Raw genomic sequence first — 24,705 nt, 5'->3', positions numbered from 1 at the left:
TTGGTTCATAATTGATTGTATTATCGGATTGTGATTGTGTTGTTCTGATCATCCTTCTCGTATTCAAAATCGGCAAACTGCTGCAGGATTTGCAGGGCATTGTCGATTCCTACCGACTGTCTGATATTTCCTTGTCCAATCCGGATTGAGGGTTCGCGTTCGATTCGGATAGTCACCCCGAAAACTTTTTCGAAACGGTGCATCAATTCGGAAAATGTTTGGTCAGTCAGGCTGATGATACCATTCATCCACTGATAATCGGCTTCATCCCGAATCTGTCCAACTTGCAGGTGGTTGTTTACCAGCGCTACCATGTCGTTGGGTTTCAACACCATTCGTTCGTTGGGATCGAGTCTGCTGGATACAACAACAGATCCTTCGAACAACGCCGTCGTGAACGTCCCGTCCGCTTCGTCGGCCGAGACGTTGAATTTCGTTCCCAATACTTCGACATCGCAGGCATAGGTTTCGACAACAAACGGACATTCGGCATTGTGTGCCACTTCGAACATGGCTTCGCCCTCAACTACAACACGGCGTTTTTCTCCGGTAAAAAGTGCGGGATAGCGAAGTGTGCTTCCGGCATTGAGCCACACCGAAGTCCCGTCCTGCAGGATCAAATTGACCCGTTGCCCGTAAGGAACAGTTACTGTCTGCAACTGTTCGCTTTCCCACAAAATCCGCTGCGCGACCCGGAAATAGTGGATTCCAAAGACAAAAAGAGCTACTACTGCCGCTATTGAACTCCAGCGACGTACTGTCGAACCAAAATGACGGGTATGGTCTTTAGTATATATTTCATTGATGACCGGGGCGCTCAAGGCCACCAGATCATGTTGCCGCTGAACCTCCGCCAACTCGAATTCATGGGCCGGATCAGCGCTCAACCACTCCAGAACAGATTCTTCCTCTTCGGGAGACAACTGACACGACACGTAACGATATAATGTTTCCTTTTCCATTTTTTCTTTTTACAATTTAATAGATGCGTGAAGAGCCGATTTCTGCGAAAAAAATTGCAAAAATCGGCAAATAAATATTTTTAATAATTCAAAATGCGGAATTTCCCTCCTCACTGAGGCTCAGCAGCAGGATGCCAATGAACGGCAAATAATCCTTGAGGGCGACACGAAGGGATTCCTTCGCTGCGCGGAGCTCATAGGTCACCTGACCCTCCGAAAGTTTATAGATAGCAGCGATTTCACGGTAGGACATCTCTTCATAGCGATGCGCTATGAAGATTTTACGCCGCCGTTCAGGCATCCGTCGCAATTCCTGCTCAATGATGGCAAGAGCTTCAGCCATCATCAGATTCTGCGGATCATTGGCCTCGAGCCGGGAGATACGCTCGTTGACAACACGTTGCTCGATCGAATGCTGATTCTGAAGAATCTTGAGACGGGCATTTCTGTCTCGGAGCCAAGCCAAGCATTTGTGTTTGACAACCGTCAGCAAGTAGGCAGCCAAATTGCGGGGCACAAAATCCTCCTCTCTTTGATTCTCCATGACCTTTAAAAACGAATCAGTCACCAGATCCTCGGCAGTCATCCGGTCGCGAACATACGACATCGCAATCCGGATGAAATAGGTCCGGTACTTGGCGTACACCTCCACAAATCCGGGTGGTACAGACGTTTCGGGCATTAGGTTCATGGTCGGTTCTTGCTTGATCAAGCGCAAAGATACCATTTTCCACCAATAATGTGGCTGAAAAATATATTTTTTCGCAATGTCACAACGACCGGCAATACTTATCAAGGAAAGAAGTCTTGATCCGGAATGAAAATAAAATATTCCGGGATATTATCGCCCAAAGCCCAACGGATTTCAAATGCTGTAAGCGTTGTTGCCAATATTGCCAAACACCCAATAGATTTCAGCATTGAAGATTTGAAAGAACCGGACAGTACGGAGTTCAACTCTCAAGAGGAAATTCAATACCTTCTGCATGAAATAAAGTCCGAAAAAACCGCATTTTCAGGATGTGATCGACTCTCGTATAATCCGGCCGTCAGGGGCGTTTTGTCTTTATGGCACCGATGGTAATAAAAGCATGCCGGCCTCACTCGACTTCGGCTATAAAATGAACATCATCAATAAAGTTCAGAAACAGACGGCTGTCGAAGATCTGATTCATGATTGTTTTGTAATATTTTGGGAAAATCGGGAGTTTCTTGCCGAGGATACTGTCTGCGAAGCCTGTTTCTACACTATTGTCAAAAATAAATGCCTTGATTATTTACGAGACAAACAAACTCATATAAACATACAGAATCAAATTCACGCTACGTCGACCCGATTACTGCAATATGACTTGGCCTCATTGGAAAGTTATGATCCCAACTTGTTTTCCAATGAAATTCGCACCATCCTTAAAATCAATATAGATTAAAATTTACGTTTACTTCTTTTATTGCATTGTTGAATCCGTTTTTGCTGTTCTTCATAAGCTTGGTATCTGCCAAATCCAATACCACATCTACGATCCTCGAAACGGGATTTGTCGAATGGCTTTGCTGGCGCTCGTGCAACAGTTCTCGGTCCCGGTGCGGTTGCCGCTTCTCTTTCGGAGCCGGATACAATTCGTTGAAGACATTGGCCGAAAACTCCTTACCCGGCAGCGCCCCGTTGGCAACGATGCCGTAGTTATGGTCAATGAAAGTCACACCATAGATTCTGCCGACCGGGTTGATGCGGAAAATCGCGTCGATATTATCCGCCTTGAGCAGTCGCCGGAACTCGTCCCGTGTATTGTGCGGGTTCATGGCGTCTTTGACTGTTTGCCGTAACCGGTCGAGCGAGCCTTTCTCTTTTAGTCTGTCTTTTGATGCTGCATAGTATTTCTGAAGGGCTTTATAACCTACGTCTTCCCCTATTTTACTCGACTTGATGGGAGTGCCGATGCCATAGCCGTCGTCGGTCATGGCGCCGTAAATAATACCCGCATAATTTCTGCCGTCGATAGTTCCCGTACGTTCTTCGACCGAAACGTTAAACCGCTCCAGCAGTGTGCGCAACTCACTGTAGGAGGAACATTTGTAATTTCGCAGGCACGCCCGCACGACAGACGACACCTGCCGCTTGACATTTCCATCGGGACAATTCACCTTCCGCAGGCCCTCCCTGTCCGTCTGTTCCTGTCCCTTGATGCTCGGGTGTAGCCCGTATTTTTGCTCAAGGTCCCGCGTAATCTCTACGAAACGTCGGGCCTCGAAATCATGCGGGAGTTTGCAGCCCTGCTCATCGACCCGTAATGAGACAATGTGCAGATGTTCGCGGGCAATATCCCGATGTTTGAAGACGATATAGGGCTGGTCGCCATATCCCATCTTCTGCATGTATTCTTGCGCAATTTCACGGAGCTGTTCATCGGTCAGCCTGTCCTCCGGTGAAGGATTCAGCGAAGCATGGAAAACCGTGTTGGTCGTTCGCCGGTTGGCCTGCAGGAAGGGTTCGAAGCTGGCCATGCACCGTTCGTGACTCATGCGGCCTGCGCTATCGAACGGATCAAGCATCCGATTCCAGAAGAGCACCTCGGCCTGCCCGCGGTTAACCTTCTCCTCATTGTAGCGAATGGCTCCGCCGACGGTTGCTCCCGTCCTTATATTCGCAACCATCCTTCGGCCTGTTTGGTAAGATTCAGAATCTCTATACTCAACGCTTTCAGTTCGCGGGTATGCTGTTCCAACGCGGCGATCTGGCGCGGAATCGAGACGTTGGAGAAGTGGCTGTTGATGGCCCGGACCACCTGATTATAGTTATTCCCGACGCGCTGGAACTGGAAGTAAAAGTCGTTGAGACGTATCAAAAATTCCACCTTCGAAGGGTCACGGCGGATAACTTCGAAACGCTCGGCAAAGAGTCGTTTAACAATAAACCGACTGTAGTTGTGTCCAATCCGGAGGCTGCAAGCATCTGCCGGAAGCGGATCTCCTGCTCCTCGTTGAGCCGGAACGAGTATTTGTAACTCGGAGTTGGGGATTGTGTGTTGCATTTTCGCTGACGGGTCATTCGATGGAAGATTTGGGGGAACAGTTTCCGCCATCTGTTCCTTCACGATGAGATGCTTCCCTTTGTTCGTGCCGGACCCTATTCCTGAATTCACGAACTCGGGAGTTCGTGCGTGAACGCACTCTTGAACAAACCTGTTAAATCGCGCCTTCCTGAAGAAATAAATTATGGAAAACACACCTGTAAGCATTGCCGTATGCAATCAAAAAGGCGGCGTCGGAAAATCAACCTTCACCGTTCTGCTTGCCAGTCATCTCCACTATACCTTGCAGCGGGGCGTGCTGGTGGTCGACTGCGATTATCCCCTAATCGTACCCAAGAATCGGATATCAAATTTATTGGATCTTATTTTGAGATGAGAAACATATAACGTATCTTTACTTTGTAGCAAGGGAAAGTATTGGTGTGCAGAATCGGCCCGACAAACTAATGACCCATTCATTGCGAAGAGACTACAACAAATTGATACATAAGAGATGAACGAAGCAGGTTCAAGCCTCGTCAACAGCTCACGGAGGCGTCGCGAAAAGATGCCGAAACAAGCAAAAAGCCTTATATATCCATGATATGTAAGGCTTTTTCGTTTTTGTACGTTCCGATGGCGGCGATCATGCATCGAGGCCCGCGACTTTCGCCCCGCGCGCAGACACCCAATCGAATTATTGCGTACCTTTGTTACGACCGCTTTCAAGTCCGATACGCGCATGAATCTTCCGCTCTACGAATACTGCTTTGCATCGCCCTGCCGCTGATGATCTTCTTCGGGGTCTACTTCCTGCTGGCTCCGACCCCCGACAAGACCATCTTCGCAAACTACCTCCGCTCGCGGCGCATCATGGGCTGTGCCCTGCTGCTCCTGGCGGCAAATTACGCCGTACACTTCTTCTTCGAAATAAGGCTCCGCGACGTTCATGCCGCCATCCTGATGAACCTCTCGACCTGCTTCCTCTGCTACTGGCTCTTCAGTTCGGCGCTCACCACGCTGCCCGAGGAGGAGATCCCCGCGGACCATGCATCCGCCTGCCGCAAAAAAATGGAGAGGATTACCGTCACGGCTCCTCTCCCAAAAAACGCTCTGTTTTACAAACTGTTACACAGTTGTATCAAGTAATTGTTCCGATTCGTTCATCAGCGGGTAAACGAAGTGATGAGTGGATAGCGGGCATACGATCCGGCCGCGGTCGAACTCGACGTCGTCATCGACTTGAAAGCATAGATCATGAACGAATTGACCGCATGATCACCCCAGGCGCCGTTGTCCTGGAAGAGCAACTGCTGATCCGACTCTTTCATGTTGTAGATCAGATCCGCGCCGTAGCCTTCGCCCCAGGTATAATACCCGCTCATGGCATCCCACGGACACAGATAGACGTAATAGGTGCCATTGTAGGTGATATACTGCCGGAGCATCGTCAGCTTGGGCGTGCTTCCCGAATCATCGTATCCCAGGACGATGTCGTAATAGAGTCCGGAGGCCGTATAGCCCGTCCGATCTTCGTTGGCCGCAAGGGTCACCTTCAGCGTGGTCGCTTTGCCGGAGTCCGAATCGGAGTAGTGCATCGTCCACTCGCCAAGGAAGAATTCGTAGCTGTAGATCTTCTGGCTGACCGTCACCGTGCACAGCACGTCACCGTTGCTCGACTTCACGTCGATGGTGCCCGTACGCTGCGCACCCGAAGTATTCTCCTCGACCTTAACGGTAAACGAATCGGACTGGCCCTTAGTCAGGGTGAGCCACGTCGCGTCCGTGCTGACGCTCCAGTCCGCACCCACATACTCCATGTATTCGGTAGCCGTAACGGTTACGGTCGCCGCCTCGCGGTCGAGCACGACGGAGGACTTGTCCACCAGGCTGACCATATCCTGGGAAACCTGAATCTCAACCGGTTTCCAACCCTCCGTGACGGTAATGGTCGTGGAGCGTTTGCCCGTATAGTTCAGCGTGGCGGTCAGGCTGATGGTTCCGTCTGCGGCACTGGCCGAGAGCCACGTTGCGGCATCTTCCGGAATCGAGATCTGCGGCGGCGTGTCCAGCGAGGTGTCGTAGGCGACGGTCGAGGCCGTCCGTCCCGTGGGATCCAGCTCGATGGGATCCGCCGAGATGTCAAACCGCGTGCCGTTCTGCAGGATCGTCACCTGCCGGCTCTGATCCATGGCCGTAATGGTGATCTTGGCCGAACGCTGCAGCGCGTTATCGTGCTCGCCGACCGTATAGGTCACCCCCGAGGGCGTGGCGCTGTCGATCGTCAGCCACGCCTTGTCGCTGACGGCCTCGACGGCCGTCGCCGTGGTGTTCAGCGATATGGTGCCCGTACCGCCCGGGGCCTCGAAACCGATGTCGGACGATACGATTTCCAGCGAAACCGTGGTGGTCGGTTCGTCTTCGTCGTTGCACCCGGCGAAGGCCAGGGCGCAAACGGCGGTGAACAGAAGAAGAGTTATCTTTTTCATCGCAAGGTCGTTTTTTACTGTTTGGTCATGGTTTCGATGTAGGCAAACCGATCGAGCGCGCCGAGGGAAGACCCTCCCGACGGAGCGTCGAACAGATAGTAGATCAGGCTGTTGGTAACATACGAGCCCCAGTTGCCGTTATCGGCAAAGGTCAGAACGAGATTGTCCGGATCTCCGTTGTGCGTGATCTTGAAGCCATAGGAGGTCGTCCAGGACAGGTAACCCGACGAGGCATCCCACACGCAGCACCACACGTAATTGGAGCCGTAGGTACCAATGTACTGGGACTGCAGCGAAAGCGAGGCATCGGCCTTGGAGTAGCCCACCGTCAGGTCGTAGTCACCCAGCCCGGAGAGCGTGTAGCTGCTGTAGCGCTCCTTCTGCTTCAGCTCGACGGGGAGCGTTCCGCCGTTGTACGACAGCGAATAGTTGCCGATAAAGGCATCGTAGTGCAGGAAGTTCTCGCTGTGATAGCCGGCCAGACTCACCTCCGCGGGGGTTCCCGCATCGTCGACGGCATCCATCGCCACGAAGGTGTTGTCCTTCCACTGGAAGTTCCGCACCGTGATGCCGTCGATGGTCTTCGCCTCGTAGAAGCTGATGCCATCCATGGTGAAGGAGTAGGGAATCGTCTCGTAGGTGCCCTCCTCCGTCCCGTTGGGATAGTAGGTCAGCAGGTTGTAGTTGTCGTCGTCGTAGAGGTCGATGTCGGAGGAACTCCCGTCGCTCCACTTGTATCCGAGATAGAGGTTGTCGACTACCTCGTTCTGGATGGCCACGATCTGCTGCATGCAGCTGACAATGTCGGTATCCAGCGCCGTGAAGACGATCCGGTTGCCGGTCTTGATGCCGCGGAAGACCATCTGCTCGGGCGTGCCGCTGACATAGGCGAATTCGAAATCGCCGTCATAGACGTTGCTCGAATAGGGATCGGGATCGGACCAGTAGTGGATGTAGTCGTTGTAGGTATCGAAGGTCAGGACGACGCTCGACGACGCATTGATCGAATAGTGGCTGGTGATCGTCTTGGAGACGTCGCCCGAGACCTCCTGCGCCACCTGGCCGGTGACCGTCACGTCGCCGTTCGGATCGAACTTCGCGGCGTAGGTGCTGCCGCCGTAGCTTTGGTTGGCATCGGGGTAATATTCGATCATCCATCCGTATTGGGGCGAGGTGAGCAGCGACTGGCACTCGAGCATCCTCTGCTCCAGACGCTCGGATGCCGGGGTGTCGAACACCTCTTCGACCTCATTGACGCATGCGGCCGACAAAAGACCGCACAGGGCCAGGGTTGTGGAAAATATCTTGACTTTCATAACTATTCGGCGTTAAAGTTTGACCAATCCAGGAGATCTATTTCTTCGTAGCGGCGGGCCAGCACCTCACGGAGCTCATCCATGTCGATGCCCCAGTTGTCCGCCATGTAGGACTTCACGATGGCCAGTTTGCGTGCGATCTTGTCGGCTCCGGACGTTCCGGCCTGATTGAGTTTGGCCTGCCACTCCTGCTCGGACCAGGTCAGATAGTAGGCGAACACCTCCACGAAGTCCTCACCCGAGGCGCTCGACGCATAGTTGCTCACGAAACCCAGCACGGCGGCCTCCCGATCGCTCAGCGTGTTCCACTGGGCCACGTAGTCGTTCTGCGAGATGGTGTTGAAGTCCGTCGAGAACTCGATCTTCTGGTTCAGGATATGGGCGAACTCGTGGTGGATCGTGTGCAGGTAATAGTAGTTGATCTTGTCCACGTCGGTGATCGTCACCGTATAGCCTTCGGAATCGTCCGTTCCGTTCACGTAGTTGATCCGGAGGTAGTCTTCGAGCCAGTTGCCCACGTAGAGCGTGATCTTCTGTCCGCCCTCGGCCGTACCGAGCTGCAGGGTGTGGTTGCTGTTGTAGGCACCGCTGCCGATGATCTGCATGATGCGAGGCGAATTCTCCCGCATGAAGTGGATGTCGGTGACCTCGGTGTAGGGGTCGATCCACAGGAAGCGGATCATCTTGGCGAGGATACGGCTGTAGATCTCCTTGGCCGGAACCAGATCGTAGGTCATGTCCGACTCGATATCCTCGTAGCGATACAGGAAGTTGATGTTGTACGGCGCCCGGTAGTTATCCTCGAGCCAGGTGTCGAATTCGGTCTCGACGTTGACCGAACTGGTGATGACGCTCGTCGGATTCAACGACTCCTCGCTGCAGGAGGTCGCTGCGCACATACCGAACGCCAGAGCTGCACTGTACAGGACTATTTTTTTCATGTTGTGAATGCTTTTTTGACGGTTGGACGTTCGTTTAACGCGGATTGGGCTCCATGCCGGCGGCCGTCACCGATTTGGGCAGCTGAATGGCCAGCCGCTTGTCGTAGGGTTCGATCTCGATGTTGGAGGCACCGTCCACCGCGTGCGTATAGGCAATGCCGTAACGTTTGAGATCCTCCAGACGGGTTCCATCCAAAATCGTGGCGATGCGCCGTGCGTGCAGACAGGCGTGAACCAGATTGGTCTGCATGCCCGCAGCCAGCGTGAAACGCGGGGCAAGCGGCTTCTTGATCAGCGAATTGGCCGACTCGTAGTAGTCGGAGATCTCCTGAGCGCTGAGCGAGGTGTTGGCGCCGGCCTGACGGTAGAAGTAGTTCAGGTCGCGGGCCGCCAGTTCATAGTCGCCCGACAGGGCATAGGCCTCGGCGCGGTTGAGAATCGTCTTTTCGGTCGTGTAGGCCACCACCACGATGTAGGGATACCCGATTCCGTTCGCAATGTCCGTATACATGAAGTACTCGGTCATGTTGGGCATGAAGTAGCTGCGGCTCGAGTAGACGTAGGCGATCGCGTAGGGCTCCAGCTGACTGCCCCAGGGACCCTGGCTGCGGCCGACCTCCGACTGCAGCTGGAAGGTGTGGATGTAGCGCCCGTAGCGGAAACGCAGGTGGGTCGAGGTGAATCCGACCATGAAGATGTTGGCCGCCTCTTCCGTCGAGTTGAAGGCGTTGGCGTACTCGGTCGACGAGGTTCCGGTGAAGAGGTCCCAGTTGCGGAACAGCGAGGTCGGATCCTCACCGATGGCCTCATTGGCATTCGCTATGGCCAGATCGTACTTCCCGTAGTAGAGGTAGAACTGCGCGGCAAAGGCGTGGGCCGCCTTCTTCGTGAAGTGGAACTTCGGCTGCGTGTAGAGGTTGTCGTCGATGAGCGGCAGCGCCTCCTCGATGTCCTTGGCAATCATCTCGTAGACGCCGGCCACCGTCCCGCGCTCACGCTCGACGAAGACCGTCTCCTCGGGTTCGGTGACATACGGAATGCCGAGATCCGTCGTGCTCGACTGCGGGTTGTAGGCCTGGCAGAAGGTGTTGCACAGCACGAAGTGGGCATAGGCGCGGCAGATGAGCGCTTCGCCCTTCTGGGCCGAGAGGTCCTCCGCACCCTGGTATTCGGCGATGGCCTTCAGGGCGTGGTTGGCCGAGGCGATGGCCTTGTAGTTGTTCTCCCAGACGTAGGCCGGCGAATCGTGGGACTCGTTGGTAATCTCCTGGAAGAGGTAGGCCTCCTCGAACTTGTCGGAGTAGATGTCGACGCTCCGGCCGTAATCGGTCACGTTGTCGGACATCAGCTCCTGCATGTCGGATGCCAGGTAGGGATAGGCCGATACCAGAATCTGCGTGATCTTTTCCGGGTTGTCGAGTTCCGTACGGTTGTCGGGCATCTCGTCGAGGAACTTGTTGCACGAGGAGAAGAGCACGAGCGCTCCCGACAGCAGCAGGGTGAATTTACACGTGGTATGCAATATGGGTCTTTTCATAATCCGATGCGTTTGGTGTTAGAATCCGAATTTCAGCGTGAAGGTGAACTGGCGCGCAAGCGGCGAGGAGACGCCTCCCGACTGGTAGTATTCGGGATCCTGTCCGTTCAGCGACTTGTGGGCGTAGATCAGGAAGGGGTTCGTCACCTGGACCTTCAGCGAGAGATTGTCCAGTTTGGCCTTCTTGATCCAGTTTTTCGGGAAGTCGTAGGTCAGCGAGATCTCCTTCATGCGGATGAAGTCACCCTTGGCAACCCGGGCGCTCGAGTAGTTGTAGGCGTTGTAGCCGCGCTGCACGTTGGAGCTTCCGTATTCGGTCAGCTGACGCTTGCTGGCGATCGTGGGGATGTCGGTCCGGGCCTCGTTGCCGGAAACCATCCAGCGGTTCTTGAACTCGTTGGACATGGCGTAGAAGTCCGAGTACGACGACTTGAAGATCTGGTTCAGACGGACCACGTTGCCGAAGCCGTAGGTCATGAAGACGTTGAGCCGGAAATTCTTGTAGGTGAACGTATTGCCGAAGCCGCCGGTGTAGATCGGATCGGTCGGGCCCTCGTACTTGAGCGTCTTGAGGACATCCTCGTCCGTATTCTGGAAGTTGATGCTCGAGTAGTTATCCTTGGTGATGATCTCACCGCCGATCTTGAAGATCGGGAAACCCTCGGCGTCAAGCCCCTCGAAGGGGATCGAGAAGAGCGAATAGGGGGCATATCCCTCGAGGTTGTATCCCGTACCCTGCACCAGGTTGATGATGTTGGCATCGGTGTGCAGGTTGGTGATCTTCTGCTCGCTCCACGAGAAGGTGAGGTCGGTGGTCCATTTGAAGTTGCGCGTCATGACGTTGCGCGTCGAGAGGGTGAACTCCACGCCGTGCGACTTCATGTCGGCGATGTTGGCATACTTCCAGATCTCACCGCCGGCACCCTGCGTGTTGGTCCGGCCCAGCAGGTCGAAGTTGTTGCGCCAGTAGATGTCGAACTCGAGGTTGATGCGGTTGTTCAGGAATCCCGAGGAGATGCCGAGGTTGAGCTCGTGCTTCTTCTCGTAGGTCAGGGCCGAGTTGCCGAGCATGTCGATCTCCAGCCCCGTCTCCTTGTCCTTGGCCGTGGGACGGTAGGGCGTGTTGTAGCTCTGGATCACGACGCTCGAATTGGAGATGTAGTCGGGACCCGCATCGGCCGTCAGACTGTACGAACCCTTCAGCGTCAGGTGCGAGATGACGTTCTGCGACTTGAAGAACTTCTCCTCGTGGACGTTCCAGGCGGCGCCGACGTTCCACGTCGGGAGCCAGCGGGCCGAACGGTCCTTGCCCAGGCGGTTGGTACCCTCGTAACGGATCGTTCCGTTGAGCGAGTAGCGGCCCTTGTAGGAGTAGTTGGCCATGGCGAAGAAGGCGGCCGACCGGCGGCGGGTGTTCGAAAGCGTGAAGTAGTCGCTGTTGTCCTCGGCCGACTTCTTGAAGGCCAGGTAGTTGTAGAAGGCCTGCTCGCCCTGGTTGTACTGCAGGCCCCAGCCGCGGAACCAGTCGTTGGTACGCTCCACGGAGGTGATCTCCATACCGCCGTAGAGGTTGAGCAGATGGATGTCGTTGAACGACTTGTTCCAGGTGATGGCGTTACGGATGGTGTAGCTGGGCGATTTGTACTCGCGCTTCTCATAGATACCGCCGTTGGGCAGGATCGACACGGGCAGCGAGTTCAGCTGGTCGGGATCGCTGTACAGATAGGGGTTTTTCTCCCGGATCACGGCATCCGACATCTCGCGGTAGGCCCGCGCCTGGTTCGAATCGTCCTTGATGTGGTGCTGCATCGAGGTGGAGGTGTAGCGGAACGAGGCCAGCGAGCTGAAATCCAGTCCCGGGATGATCGTCCAGTTGAGCTCACCCTGGAAGCGGATGTCGGTGGCATCCATCTCGATGTAGTTGTTCTCCAACTCCTCGAAGATGTTGAACGAGGTGTAGTTGCGCACGTAGTACTCGTCGGGGTCCATCGTGCGCGAGGTGTTCATGGCGAAGCTGAAGGGGTTGATGTCGAAGTCGCGCTTGATCTCGCCGTTGACGGCATCGACATCCTGGCTGAGCGTTCCGGGAGCCTCCTGCTTGCGGTAGCTGCCGTTTCCGAGGAAGCTCAGGCTCAGGTTGTCCAGAATCTTGAAGGTCGTGTTGGCATTGAACGTATAGCGGTTCACCTTGCTGCGCTCATACCACCCCGGGTCGGTCATCACACTCATCGACATGTAGGAGGTGGAGCGGTCGGTACCGGTCGAAACGCTCACCGAGTGGTTCATCATCACGGAGTTGCTGAACAGACGGTCGAACCAGTCCGTATTCCGGTATTCGGCCTGCCGCAGATAGGCGTTGCGGGCCGACTCGGTGTTTTCGAGGCCGAAGAGGCCCGACGTACGGTCGTACTGGTTGATCAGGCTGTACATCTTGCCGTAAACGCCGTACTCCTTGGCGCGGAGCGTCTCGGCGAAGTTGAAGTAACCCTTGCGGGCCAACTCCTGGTAGACACTCATCTGATCCTGGGAGTTCATGATGTTGTACTGGCTGTAGTCGGGCTTCAGACGGGTCGTGAACTCACCGGTGTAGTTGAACCGTGTGGATCCGGGGCGGCCCTTCTTGGTGGTCACCACGATCACACCGGCCATGGCCTTGGCACCGTAGATGGAGGTTGCCGAACCGTCCTTGAGGATATTGATGCTCTCAATATCGTCGGAGTTCAGACCGGCGATGGCCGACGAGATCATCGTCACGGCATCACCCGACGAGAGTTCGTCGGCACCGATCTCGGTGACATCCTCGATGATCACGCCATCCACCACCCACAGCGGCTTGGAGCTGCCGAGAATGGAGGTTGCACCGCGCACCCGGATCTTCGGGGCCGTACCGAACGTTGCCGAGACGTTCTGCACGGTGACACCGGCAGAACGGCCCTCCAGCGAACGGCTCACATCGGCCATACCGCTCAGGATGACATCATCGGCGACCAGCCGGTCCGAAGCACCGGTAAAGAGTCGCTTGTCGATCTTGGTCATACCCGTGACCACGACCGCCTCCACAGCCTGGGAATCGGATTCAAGCGTCACATGGATATTCGCCTTGACATCGACCTCCCGGGTTTTGTAACCGATGAACGACACCAGAATTTTCTGGTTCTGTCCTGCGGAGGGGGGGGGAACATTATTGAGTGAGAATTCACCCTTCACATCGGTCGACGTACCGATCGTCGGCATGTCCTTGACGACGACCGTAGCACCAACTACAGGCATGCCGCTCTCATCGACGACACGCCCACGGACTTGCCTTGTCTGGGCTAAAGCACAACTTGCGACTGCAAGTAGTCCGAGCATCGATAGTACAAATTTTCTCATAAGCTGGAGTTTGGGTTAATAATACAATTCGCATCTCTTACCTGACGAAGAGATATTGGGACAAGACAAATATAAAATAAAAAATCGTAACTTGATACACCCAATATGTCGGTTTTAATCAACCAAATACCTTTATAAGTATCTGTACAACAGAAAAAATAAAAATATTAACAAATGTAATCTACCGAAAAATGCTTACGGTCCGTAACAATATCCGGCCGCAGGAAATTCTGAACAACCAAAAAACAACAATAAAAGCTATAAAATGCAATTATAACCCGGACAAATCGAACAGACGGAATCGGAGGGATTGAAGGGGCTAAAAAAATTGAAAAAAATTTGAAAATTTTTCGTTCCGACGGGTCAAATAGGGCCGATATGGGCATTTCCCCGGCGTTTCAAGAAAAGTCAACCAGGCCACGTAGGAGGATACACCACACCAAAGCAAGCTAACAAACGCCGGAATCCGACGTTCTTTCGGAGAGCGGCCCAACCCACCGATCGTCGATCCTCACACAATGACAGCCGAGGCGATAAAAACGGCCCGAATCAGGGCGACGCAGACGCAAATCGGGAACAAAACGTTACAACCCACCGACAAGCCGCCTCCGCACACAAGGCGGTCGGATGTTCCAAATCTCCTTCGAAGGCAGACGGAGACAGGACATATATATAAGTATAAGGGAGCCGTCTTCGCAAGGAGCCGGCAGGCCTGCGGCTTTCCATCCGGTGCGAAGTGCCGCAGCCGGAAGGTCGGAAGGCGACCACGGCGCCCGGCGAGACCGCGGAACAAGCGAGACAACGGGCCAGGAGAGACCGCGGCGCCCGGCGAGACCGCGAAACAAGTGAAACCGCGGCGCCCGCCCCCCTTCGAAGAGTCCCCGCCGGACACCGTACCCGAGGATCGGAGGCTCGCGCACCGCCGAATCCCGCCCCCCCCGAAGCGGCAAAAACGCCTTTTTCCGTCCAAAAAAGCGGCCGCGGATTTGGTTTTTAAAATTTTTTCAGTATATTTGTACCCAGACAAACTCTTCCGAAGATGAAGCTCTACGGTTTCGCATATTTCTTTTATTCCTTTTTCTTTTATGCCAAGAGAAAATGCGGGACGCCATGCATCGGATGAAGACCGGAAAGGATCGAACCGACAAACGCATACAAGCATGAAAATCCCGCACGAAGGCCGTGCGGGATTTTTCTTTAATCTACCATTCCATGGAGAGAATCGCCATACAGGGCATCGCAGGATGCTATCACGAAACCGCCGCCCGACGCTATTTCGCCGATCGGGAGCTCGAAGTGCTCCCCTGCGCAAGTTTCGGCCAACTGTTCGAACAGCTGGCCGAAGACCCTGCGCTGCTGGGCATCGCCGCCATCGAGAACACTATCGCCGGCAGCCTGCTGCCCAACCACGAACTGCTTCAGCGCAGCCGGGCCCGGATCGTCGGCGAGCAGAAGATCCGCATCTCGCACGTCATCGCCGCCCTTCCCGGCGAACGGCTCGACACGATCCGCGAGGTGCATTCGCACCCCATCGCCCTAATGCAGTGCGGTGAGTTTCTGAAGAGCCACCCGGCAATGAAGGTCGTCGAACGCGACGACACGGCCGGCAGTGCCCGCGAAATCGCCGAAGGGCATCTCGCCGCCACGGCCGCCATCTGCGGAGCCGATGCCGCCGAGATGTACGGGCTGGAGATCCTCCGCCGCGGCATCGAGACCAACCGCCACAACTTCACCCGTTTTCTGATCCTGGCCGACGAAAGCCGCGCCGCCGAATTCACCGATCCCGGACACACGAACAAGGCCTCGCTGGTCTTCACCCTCCGCCACACGCAGGGCTCGCTCTCGAAGGTGCTGACCGTCCTTTCGTTCTACGACATCAACCTCACGAAGATCCAGTCGCTGCCGATCATCGGTCGCGAGTGGGAGTATCAGTTCTACGTCGACGTCACCTTCGACGATCCCTACCGTTACCGCCAGGCCATCGATGCGGCCCGGCCGCTGACCAGCGGATTCCGCATCCTGGGCGAATATGCCGAAGGGGCCAATCCCGAGATCTGACCCCGAAGAGCAACCCGTCGAAGCCCCCGCAAGCCGCTGCGACCGAAGGCGGCTTCCCGAAAAAACCGAATCAAGAACAACAAAAAATAGAAAACCATGAACGACATCCAACCCATCACGTTTCCCGGGGTCGATCCCCGGCGTCCGCTGGTCATTGCCGGTCCGTGCAGTGCCGAAACCGAAGAGCAGGTCATCGAAACGGCCCGCATGCTGGCCCGTGAAGGCCTCCACATCTACCGGGCCGGGCTCTGGAAGCCCCGCACCAAACCCGGAGGTTTCGAAGGCGTCGGCGAAAAGGGAATCCCTTGGATGCAGCGCGTAAAACGCGAAACGGGCATGTACACCGCCACGGAGGTCGCCACGCGACAGCATGTCGAAACGGCGCTCAAGGGAGGAATCGACCTGCTGTGGATCGGCGCCCGCACGGCGGCCAATCCCTTTGCCATGCAGGAGATTGCCGATGCGCTGCGCGGCGTGGACATCCCGGTACTGGTGAAGAACCCCGTAAGTCCCGACCTCGAGTTGTGGATCGGCGCCATCGAACGCATCCACAACGCCGGAATCCGCCGTCTGGGGGCCATCCACCGCGGCTTCACCTCCATCGACAAGAGCATCTACCGCAACCACCCGATGTGGGCCATCCCCATCGAGCTGCACCGCCGACTGCCCGAACTGCCGATCTTCTGCGACCCGAGCCACATCGGCGGCAAACGCGAACTGATCGCCCCGCTCTCGCAGCAGGCCATGGACATCGGGTTCGACGGGCTGATCGTCGAGGCGCACTGCTCGCCCGACTGCGCCTGGAGCGACAAGGCCCAGCAGGTAACCCCCGACGCTCTGGCCTACATCCTGCGCAATCTGGTGATCCGCGAGCAGACCGTCACTACGGAGAACCTCAACGAGCTGCGCGCCCAGATCGACAAACTCGACGACCAGCTGCTCGACCTGCTCGTACGGCGCATGCGCGTCTCACGCGACATCGGACAGTACAAGAAGGAGCACGACATGCCCATCCTGCAGGCACAGCGCTACGAAGAGCTGCTGGCCCGGCGCGCCGCCCAGGCCGTCGAGCTGGGCATGGACCGCGAATTCATGCGCACGGTCATGCAGGCCATTCACGAGGAGTCGGTCCGCCAGCAGATGGAGGTCCTCGGCAGGTAACGGCCGAGGGACCGGCGGCCCCGAAGAGAGCCGGCCGGAAAGCCCCCCCCCTGTTACATTTCGGTGAAAAGTCGGACACGGGGCGTGTAACATCCGTGAATGTTGTGTAAATTTGGCCCGGAATCAAACCCGAAGCTATGGCAAAAAACAAAATCCTCGTGGTCGACGACGAAGAGTCGCTGTGCGAAATCCTCCAGTTCAACCTCGAAGTCGAAGGTTATGACGTCGACGTGGCCTACAGCGCCGAACAGGCCCTCGAGATGCATCCCGAACGCTACTCGCTGATTCTGCTCGACGTCATGATGGGCGAGATGAGCGGCTTCCGCATGACCCGCATCCTCAAGGAGCGGCCCGAAACGGCCCACGTCCCCGTGATCTTCTGCACGGCCAAGGATTCCGAAGACGACACCGTCGCCGGGCTGAACCTCGGCGCCGACGACTATATCACCAAACCCTTCTCGATCCGCGAGGTGCTGGCCCGCGTGCGCAGCGTCCTGCGCCGCACCGCGGCCGCCGAGCCCGAACACGAAACCATCGCCTTCGAGGGGCTCGAGATGGATCTCAAACGCAAGATTTGCACACTCGACGGCACGGAACTGGCCCTGACCAAGAAGGAGTTCGAGATTCTGGCCCTGCTGCTTGCCCACCGCGGCGTGATCTTCTCCCGCGAGGAGATCCTCCACCGCATCTGGAGCGACGAGGTGATCGTGCTGGACCGTACGATCGACGTCAACATTACCCGTCTGCGCCGCAAGATCGGCCCCTACGGCAAACACATCGTCACGCGTCTGGGCTATGGCTACGGCTTTGAGGAGTAGATTCTCCTACCACCAGCGGCTCTTCGTGCTGCTGCTGGCCTTCTCGTGGACGCTGGTAGCCTGTTTCGTGCTGTTTCAGTACGGCCGCGAGAAGCACTTCAAGGCCGAACACCTCAATGCCCAGCTGCAACTCTTCAACCTGCGGCTGCTCGACGCGCTGAACGACGGCACAGACCCGGCCCGTTTCATCGCCTCGCACGACGAGCCCTTCGAGGAGTTGCGCGTGACGCTGATCGACCGCTCGGGGCATGTCTTCTTCGACAACTCGCTCGACACGCTCCCGACGGCCAACCACCTCGACCGTCCCGAGGTTGTCGATGCCCTGGCCCACGGCACCGGATACATCATCCGACGACACTCGGTGAGCACCCATCGCAACTACTTCTACTCGGCCATGGCCGGCGAGCGGACCATCGTCCGCACGGCCGTCCCCTACAGCATCCCGCTGAGCGAGGTGCTGGCCGCCGACCGCGAATTCCTCTGGCTCATGCTCGGCATCACGCTGCTGATGAGCGTGGCGGGCTACTTCGCCACGCGGCGGCTCGGACACAACATCTCGCGGCTAAACGACTTCGCCGAACGGGCCGAACGCGGCGAACGCATCGACGAGGAGGAGCCCTTCCCGCACGACGAGCTGGGTGAAATCTCGAACCACATCATCCGCCTCTACGCCCGACTGCAGCGCACCACGGCCGACCGTGACCGCGAACACGCCCTGGCCCTGCACGAGGAGCAGGAGAAGATTCGCATCAAGAAACAGCTCACCAACAACATCAACCACGAACTGAAGACCCCCGTAGCGGCCATTCAGGGCTATCTGGAGACGCTGCTGGCCAACCCGCAGATCGACGCGCGGCGGCGGCAGGAGTTCCTCGAGAAGAGTGCCGCACAGACCGAGCGGCTGCGGAGGCTGCTCGCCGACGTGGCCACCATCACGCGTATGGACGAGGCCAGCCAGCTGATCCGCAAGGAACCCGTCGTCGTAAACGACCTGATCGACGAGGTGGCCGACGAAATGGCCCTCAAACCCGCCGAGCAGCGGCTGCGCGTGAATGTCGACTTCCCGACGAGGGTCGAGGTCGAGGGTAATCCGGCACTGCTTGGCTCGATCTTCCGCAACCTGGCCGACAACGCCGCGGCCTACTCCGGCGGCCGCGATATCTTCATCCGCCTGGTGGACGATACCCCCGAGGAGTGTACGATTCTCTTTGCCGACAACGGCATCGGCGTCGACGAGGAGCACCTTCCCCACCTGTTCGAACGCTTCTATCGCGTCGACAAGGGCCGCTCGCGCAAACTGGGCGGAACGGGACTCGGCCTCTCGATCGTCAAGAACGCCGTGATGATCCACGGCGGCACGATCTCGGTGCGCAACCGCGACCGCGGCGGACTGGAATTCCTCTTCACACTCCGCAAAAAAGCTGAACTCCGCATGTTTCACGACGTTGAAACAACGTTGTAACCGTTTTGTAATATCTGTTTCGGACCTTTGCTCCCGGTAAGTTCCACACCCCGGGATGTCCCCGGCACAGCGTCGGCTGCGGTCTTAGCTCCCAACCCGCAAACACCGTCCGACCGCCTCGCGTCGACCCCCCGGAGAAGAACTTTCCCTCGGGAAATTCAATAACGCAACAGATATATGTCGCCCCTGTTTACCGCCATCGTCATCATTCTGGCCATTCTGGCCGTGATGGGCATTGTCGTGGGCGTCGCCAACGACGCCATCAACTTCCTCAACTCGGCCATCGGCTCGAAGGTCGCCCCGCGCCGCACGATCCTCTGGGTCGCCGCCGCGGGTATTATCATCGGTACGCTCACCTCCAGCGGCATGATGGAGGTGGCCCGCAGCGGGGTCTTCTACCCCGGGCAGTTCTCCTTCCCGGAGATCATGATGCTCTTCCTGGGCATGATGCTCGGGAACGTCCTGCTGCTCGACCTCTACAACACGCTCGGCCTGCCGACCTCGACCACCGTCTCGATGGTCTTCGGACTGCTGGGCGCCGCCGTCGCCACGGCCCTCTTCCGCATCTCGGCCGATCCGGCCTTCTCGCTGCACGACCTCTCGCAGTTCATCAACACCGGAAAGGCCATGGTCATCATCGCCGCCATCCTGCTCTCGGTGGCCTTCGCCTTCGTCTCCGGACTCATATACATGTACGTCTCGCGGCTGATCTTCTCGTTCCGCTACGCACCGGTCTTCCGCCGCTGGGGCGCCGTCTGGTGCGGCCTCTCGCTCTCGGGAGTCCTCTACTTCGCCCTCTTCAATGGGCTCAAGAGCTCGGGGCTGATCCCCACGGCCATCTCCGAATACGTCACCAACCATGTGCTGCTCACCCTCTTCGTCTTCTGGATCGTGGCTGCCATCGTGCTGTGGATCTTCCAGCGCATGCGTCTGAACATCATGCGCATTACCATTCTCTCGGGAACCTTCGCCCTGGCCCTGGCCTTCGCCGGAAACGACCTGGTGAACTTCATCGGCGTACCGTTGGCCAGCTTCGACGCCTGGCAGATCGCCCGTGACGCCGGCAGCGAGGCTATCATGATGGGGCAGCTCGAAGCTCCGGCCCGTGCCAACTTCCTGATCCTGATCGTCTCGGGAGTGATCATGGTGCTGACGCTCTTCTTCTCGAAAAAGTCGCAGCACGTGGCCGAAACCGAACTCTCGCTCGCCTCGCAGCACGAGGAGGAGGAGCGCTTCGGCTCGACATTCCTCTCGCGCGGTCTGGTACGTCTGACGCTCATGGCCAACCACCTCTGGAGCGGCATCGTCCCCCAGCGCCTGCAGAAGGCCATCGACCGCCGCTTCGAACCGCTGCCCGTCGAGGAGCGCACCTCGGCCCAGTACGACCTGATCCGCGCCGTGGTCAACCTGACGGCCGCTTCGGTACTGATCGCCATCGGCACGTCGTACAAACTCCCGTTGTCGACCACCTACGTGGTCTTCATGGTGGCCATGGGTTCGTCGCTGGCCGACCGCACGTGGGGCCGCGAGAGCGCCGTCTACCGCATCACGGGCGTGATGGCCGTCATCTCGGGGTGGTTCATCACCGCGCTGGGCGGATTCCTCATCGCCCTGGCCGTCACGGCGCTGCTGCTCTGGGGCGGCTGGGTGGCCGTCGTGGCGCTGACGCTGATCTGCGCCTGGCTGCTCATCCGCAGCCACCGCAAGACCCCGGCGCTGAAGGAGGAGGCCGAAAAGGAGCTGCTCCCGCTCGAAAAGGCCGAAACGCCCGACGAGGTGCTCTGCGCCTGCATCGGCGAGGTCTGCAACACGATGCAGGAGGTCACGCGTATCTATAACCGCACGCTGGTGGCCGTCTTCAAGGAGAACCGCAAGGTCCTGAAGGAGATGGTCCGCGACTCGAACCGACTCTTCGAGGAGGCCCGCGAGCGCAAATACAACATCATGCCCACACTGCGACGCCTGCAGCGCTGCGACATCGACACGGGCCACTTCTACGTCCAGGTGGTCGACTACCTCTCGGAGGTAACCAAGGCGCTGATCCACATCACCCGCCCCTCGTTCGAACACATCGACAACAACCACGAGGGGATGTCCAAGGAGCAGATCGTCGATCTGATGCGCGTCAACGACCAGGTGGAGGAGATCTTCGACAAGATCAACGACATGCTCGCCTCGAAGGACTTCTCGGATCTGGATCTGGTGCTCGAGATGCGCGACCGCCTCTTCGACACCATTGTCGAGGCCGTCAAGAGCCAGCTGCGCCGCATCAACGGAGACCCGCAGACCTCGACCCGTGCCAGCGTCCTCTATCTGACGATCCTCAACGAGACGAAGACCATGGTGCTCCAGTCGCGCAACCTGCTCAAGTCGCAGCACTACTTCCTCGAGTCGCAGCACGAAATCGCCCCTGCAAAGGAAAAGTAACGCCTCCCGGCGATTCGTCACACGAATGTAACGGGGCCGTCATCTCGCTGAGACAACGGCCCCGTATCTTTGCAACGTGAAAACCGGAAGACGATTTCACAAGTTGGTTTTAGGTTACATAAGTAGGTTAGTGGGAGATGCAGCGACGCGACGTCGCGGCATCTTCGTTTTTTGGCGCCCTGCCTCCGGAGAGGCGGGAGGGGCAACGGCCAAGGCGAACGCCGGCCGGCGAAGGTTGCCGGTGAAGACGGCCGGCGGAGACGGTCGGCGGAGACGGTCGGCGGAGACGGTCGGCGGAGGCTGCCAGCGGCCTATTTCTCCATGTCGCGCAGGTGGATCTCCAGCGCCCGGACCGAAATCTGAATCTCGTGCAGCGAAACGCCGAGCGATGCGATCAGCAGAAGCAGCGCCAGCCCGAAGATCCACGCCGCAACGCCGAACAGCCCGACATAGATCAGAAACATCGTCACCACGCAGAAGAAGAGGCTCGAGACACCGAGCGCCTGCATCATGCGCGTGAGTTGGAGCCGGCGGCGGAGGTTGTCGATCTGGGCGCGCGTCACCTTCGAAGGGTGTTCGAGGTGCTGCTCCTTGAGCGTGCGCACCAGCTGTGCATAGGAGAGAAAGCGGTTGGTGTAGGCCAGCAGAATCAGCGACACGGCCGAAAACAACAGCGCCGGCGTGGTCAGGGTAAGTTCTTCCATAGGGCGAGATGATCAGGATTTACCGCAAAGATAGCCATTTTCAGCAATTTCGGAAAGTGCGTTTCCAAGGGCCCCGGCTACCGAAACGCAGGTATTTTTTCAAATTTTATAAAAATTTGTAACCGCGATTCGTTGCGTATGGGAAAAATCGTCTATCTTTGGCGCCAAAAGATGACAATCTTAATCCCAAAACGAACAACAAACGCATCTATGGAATTGAACAAAACCTTTATCGACGGGCTTTGGAGCAAGGAGATCAACGTCACGAGTTTCGTGCAGACGAACATCACCCCCTATCTGGGCGACGCCTCGTTCCTGCAGGGACCTACCGAACGCACCCGACACATCTGGAATCTTTGCCTGAAGGCCCTCGAGGAGGAGCGTCAGAACAACGGCATCCGCTCGCTGGACAACAAGACCGTATCGACCATCACCTCCCACAAGGCCGGCTACATCGACCGTGAGAACGAACTGATCGTGGGTCTGCAGACCGACGAGCTCCTCAAGCGCGCCATCAAACCCTTCGGCGGCATCAACGTCGTCTCGCGCGCCTGCCGGGAGAACGGCGTGGATGTCGACGAAAAGGTGCGCGACATCTTCACCCACTACCGCAAGACCCACAACGACGGCGTCTTCGACGTCTACACCGAGGAGATCCGCTCGTTCCGCTCGCTGGGATTCCTCACCGGACTGCCCGACAACTACGCCCGCGGCCGCATCATCGGCGACTACCGCCGCCTGGCCCTCTACGGAACGGACCGCCTGATCGAGGCCAAGCAGCAGGATCTGCGCTCGCTCACCGGCCCGATGACCGACGCCCGCATCCGCCTGCGCGAGGAGGTGGCCGAGCAGATCAAGGCCCTCAAGGAGATCCGCACGCTGGGCGAATACTACGGTCTGGACCTGAGCCGTCCGGCCACGTCGGCCCAGGAGGCCGTACAGTGGGTCTACATGGCCTATCTGGCCGCCGTCAAGGAGCAGGACGGCGCCGCCATGTCGCTGGGCAACGTCTCGTCGTTCCTCGACATCTTCATCGAATACGACCTGGCGCACGGCCTGATCGACGAAACCTTCGCCCAGGAACTCATCGACCAGTTCGTCATCAAGCTCCGCATGGTGCGCCACCTGCGCATGCAGTCCTACAACGACATCTTTGCCGGCGACCCGACGTGGGTCACCGAGGCCATCGGCGGACGCTTCAACGACGGCCGCACGAAGGTCACCAAGACCTCGTTCCGCTTCCTGCAGACGCTCTACAACCTGGGCCCCTCGCCCGAGCCCAACCTCACGATCCTCTGGAGCCCCGATCTGCCGCAGGGATTCAAGGAGTTCTGCGCCCGCGTCTCGGCCGACACCAGCTCGATCCAGTACGAGAACGACGACCTGATGCGCGAAGTGCGCCACTCGGACGACTACGGCATCGCCTGCTGCGTGTCGTATCAGGACATCGGCCGCCAGATCCAGTTCTTCGGCGCCCGCTGCAACCTGGCCAAGGCGCTGCTGCTGGCTCTGAACGAGGGCCGCTGCGAGAATACCGGCACACTGATGGTCAAGGGAATCCCGGCGCTGTCGGAGGGTCCGCTGCGCTTCGAGGAGGTGATGCAGAACTACAAGAAGGTGCTGCACGAGATCGCCCGCGTCTACAACGAGGCGATGAACATCATCCACTACATGCACGACAAGTACTACTACGAGAAGGCCCAGATGGCATTCGTCGACACCGACCCGCGCATCAACCTCGCCTACGGCGTGGCCGGCCTCTCGATCGCCCTCGACTCGCTCTCGGCCATCAAATATGCCAAGGTGACCCCGCGCCGCAACGAACAGGGACTCACCGAAAGCTTCGACATCGAGGGTGAATTCCCCTGCTTCGGCAACAACGACGACCGTGTCGACCATCTGGGCGTCGATCTGGTCTACTACTTCAGCGAGGAGCTGAAGAAGCTGCCCGTCTACAAGAATGCCCGCCCGACGCTGTCGCTGCTGACGATCACCTCGAACGTGATGTACGGCAAGAAGACCGGCGCCACGCCCGACGGCCGCGCCAAGGGTGTCGCCTTCGCACCGGGTGCCAACCCCATGCACGGACGCGACAAGAGCGGCGCCATCGCCTCGCTCTCGTCGGTGGCCAAGCTGCGCTACCGCGACTCGCAGGACGGCATCTCGAACACCTTCTCGATCATCCCCAAATCACTGGGTCCGACGCCCGAGGATCGGGTCGAGAACCTGGTGACGATGCTCGACGGCTACTTCACCAAGGGGGCCCACCACCTGAATGTCAACGTGCTGAACCGCGAGATGCTCGAGGATGCCATGGTGCACCCGGAGAAGTATCCGCAACTGACGATCCGCGTCTCGGGCTACGCCGTGAACTTCACCAAGCTGAGCCGCGAACACCAGCTGGAGGTCATCAGCCGCAGTTTTCATGAGCGGATGTAGCACCTGGC

Annotated in this window: 15 protein-coding genes and 4 pseudogenes; 9 read left to right on the top strand and 10 right to left on the bottom strand. The window is 57.5% G+C overall.

Features of this window, described 5'->3' with window-relative positions; all coding sequences use genetic code 11:
- Positions 1–20: 20 nt before the first annotated feature.
- Together B5G09_RS04415 and B5G09_RS04410 are read right to left on the bottom strand one after the other, a co-directional pair.
- On the bottom strand, positions 21–962 hold the full coding sequence (locus tag B5G09_RS04415) for a FecR family protein (protein ID WP_087311226.1): 942 nt from the start codon (positions 960–962) through the stop codon (positions 21–23).
- A gap of 88 nt (positions 963–1,050) precedes the next feature.
- Positions 1,051–1,674: a sigma-70 family RNA polymerase sigma factor gene (locus B5G09_RS04410; RefSeq protein WP_241147567.1), complete on the bottom strand. Its 624-nt coding sequence runs from the start codon at positions 1,672–1,674 to the stop codon at positions 1,051–1,053.
- A 77-nt stretch (positions 1,675–1,751) separates the two neighbouring features.
- On the opposite strand from B5G09_RS04410, the pseudogene B5G09_RS14300 reads away from it, so the two are divergent.
- Positions 1,752–2,113, top strand: a pseudogene (locus B5G09_RS14300) (FRG domain-containing protein); the annotation flags it as partial.
- 265 nt (positions 2,114–2,378) lie between these two features.
- On the opposite strand, the gene mobB reads toward B5G09_RS14300, so the two are convergent.
- Positions 2,379–3,617: a conjugal transfer protein MobB gene (gene mobB, locus B5G09_RS04400; protein WP_241147566.1), complete on the bottom strand. Its 1,239-nt coding sequence runs from the start codon at positions 3,615–3,617 to the stop codon at positions 2,379–2,381.
- A pseudogene (locus B5G09_RS04395) lies at positions 3,602–4,011 on the bottom strand (mobilization protein). The gene mobB and the pseudogene B5G09_RS04395 overlap by 16 nt, the downstream one beginning before the upstream one ends.
- Positions 4,012–4,178: 167 nt before the next feature.
- Here B5G09_RS04395 and B5G09_RS04390 point away from each other — a divergent pair.
- Both B5G09_RS04390 and B5G09_RS04385 read left to right on the top strand, forming a co-directional pair.
- A pseudogene (locus tag B5G09_RS04390) lies at positions 4,179–4,316 on the top strand (ParA family protein); the annotation flags it as partial.
- 446 nt (positions 4,317–4,762) lie between these two features.
- Positions 4,763–4,996 (top strand): annotated as a pseudogene (locus tag B5G09_RS04385) (AraC family transcriptional regulator); the annotation flags it as partial.
- Positions 4,997–5,139: 143 nt separating this feature from the next.
- Here B5G09_RS04385 and B5G09_RS04380 read toward each other — a convergent pair.
- The 5 genes from B5G09_RS04380 to B5G09_RS04360 are packed head-to-tail and all read right to left on the bottom strand — an operon-like array spanning position 5,140 to position 13,628.
- Positions 5,140–6,462, bottom strand: a complete 1,323-nt coding sequence (locus B5G09_RS04380) for a BACON domain-containing carbohydrate-binding protein (RefSeq protein ID WP_087404196.1) — start codon at positions 6,460–6,462, stop codon at positions 5,140–5,142.
- Between the two features lie 14 nt (positions 6,463–6,476).
- Positions 6,477–7,778, bottom strand: a complete 1,302-nt coding sequence (locus tag B5G09_RS04375; RefSeq protein ID WP_087404195.1) for a DUF4302 domain-containing protein — start codon at positions 7,776–7,778, stop codon at positions 6,477–6,479.
- 2 nt (positions 7,779–7,780) lie between these two features.
- Positions 7,781–8,719 carry a putative zinc-binding metallopeptidase gene (locus tag B5G09_RS04370; protein ID WP_087404194.1) on the bottom strand — a complete coding sequence of 313 codons (939 nt, stop codon included), beginning with the start codon at positions 8,717–8,719 and terminating at the stop codon, positions 7,781–7,783.
- 34 nt (positions 8,720–8,753) lie between these two features.
- Positions 8,754–10,256: a RagB/SusD family nutrient uptake outer membrane protein gene (locus tag B5G09_RS04365; protein ID WP_087404193.1), complete on the bottom strand. Its 1,503-nt coding sequence runs from the start codon at positions 10,254–10,256 to the stop codon at positions 8,754–8,756.
- An 18-nt stretch (positions 10,257–10,274) separates the two neighbouring features.
- On the bottom strand, positions 10,275–13,628 hold the full coding sequence (locus B5G09_RS04360) for a SusC/RagA family TonB-linked outer membrane protein (RefSeq protein ID WP_087404192.1): 3,354 nt from the start codon (positions 13,626–13,628) through the stop codon (positions 10,275–10,277).
- 1,212 nt (positions 13,629–14,840) lie between these two features.
- On the opposite strand from B5G09_RS04360, the gene B5G09_RS04355 reads away from it, so the two are divergent.
- The 5 genes from B5G09_RS04355 (at position 14,841) to B5G09_RS04335 (ending at position 21,554) form a co-directional block, all read left to right on the top strand.
- Positions 14,841–15,686, top strand: a complete 846-nt coding sequence (locus B5G09_RS04355; RefSeq protein ID WP_087311201.1) for a prephenate dehydratase — start codon at positions 14,841–14,843, stop codon at positions 15,684–15,686.
- A 96-nt stretch (positions 15,687–15,782) separates the two neighbouring features.
- Complete coding sequence (locus B5G09_RS04350) at positions 15,783–16,847, top strand: bifunctional 3-deoxy-7-phosphoheptulonate synthase/chorismate mutase type II (RefSeq protein ID WP_087404191.1); 1,065 nt, start codon at positions 15,783–15,785, stop codon at positions 16,845–16,847.
- Between the two features lie 137 nt (positions 16,848–16,984).
- Positions 16,985–17,665 (top strand): response regulator transcription factor, encoded by a 681-nt coding sequence (locus B5G09_RS04345; protein ID WP_087311203.1) that lies wholly within the window; start codon positions 16,985–16,987, stop codon positions 17,663–17,665.
- Positions 17,643–19,127, top strand: a complete 1,485-nt coding sequence (locus tag B5G09_RS04340; RefSeq protein WP_087404190.1) for an ATP-binding protein — start codon at positions 17,643–17,645, stop codon at positions 19,125–19,127. The genes B5G09_RS04345 and B5G09_RS04340 overlap by 23 nt, the downstream gene beginning before the upstream one ends.
- 177 nt (positions 19,128–19,304) lie before the next feature.
- Positions 19,305–21,554, top strand: a complete 2,250-nt coding sequence (locus B5G09_RS04335; protein ID WP_087404189.1) for an inorganic phosphate transporter — start codon at positions 19,305–19,307, stop codon at positions 21,552–21,554.
- Positions 21,555–21,865: 311 nt separating this feature from the next.
- Here B5G09_RS04335 and B5G09_RS04330 read toward each other — a convergent pair whose 3' ends face one another.
- Entirely contained in the window at positions 21,866–22,258 is a 393-nt protein-coding gene (locus B5G09_RS04330) for a DUF2721 domain-containing protein (RefSeq protein WP_087311206.1), read from the bottom strand.
- Between the two features lie 210 nt (positions 22,259–22,468).
- On the opposite strand from B5G09_RS04330, the gene pflB reads away from it, so the two are divergent.
- Positions 22,469–24,697, top strand: coding sequence for a formate C-acetyltransferase (gene pflB / locus B5G09_RS04325; RefSeq protein WP_087404188.1), 2,229 nt, complete (start codon positions 22,469–22,471; stop codon positions 24,695–24,697).
- Positions 24,698–24,705 lie beyond the last annotated feature (8 nt).

Origin of the sequence: Alistipes sp. An54 (assembly GCF_002159375.1) — a bacterium.
GTDB lineage: Bacteria > Bacteroidota > Bacteroidia > Bacteroidales > Rikenellaceae > Alistipes > Alistipes megaguti.
Note: the sequence above shows the minus strand (reverse complement) of the source record. Positions and strands in the feature narration are given on the sequence as shown.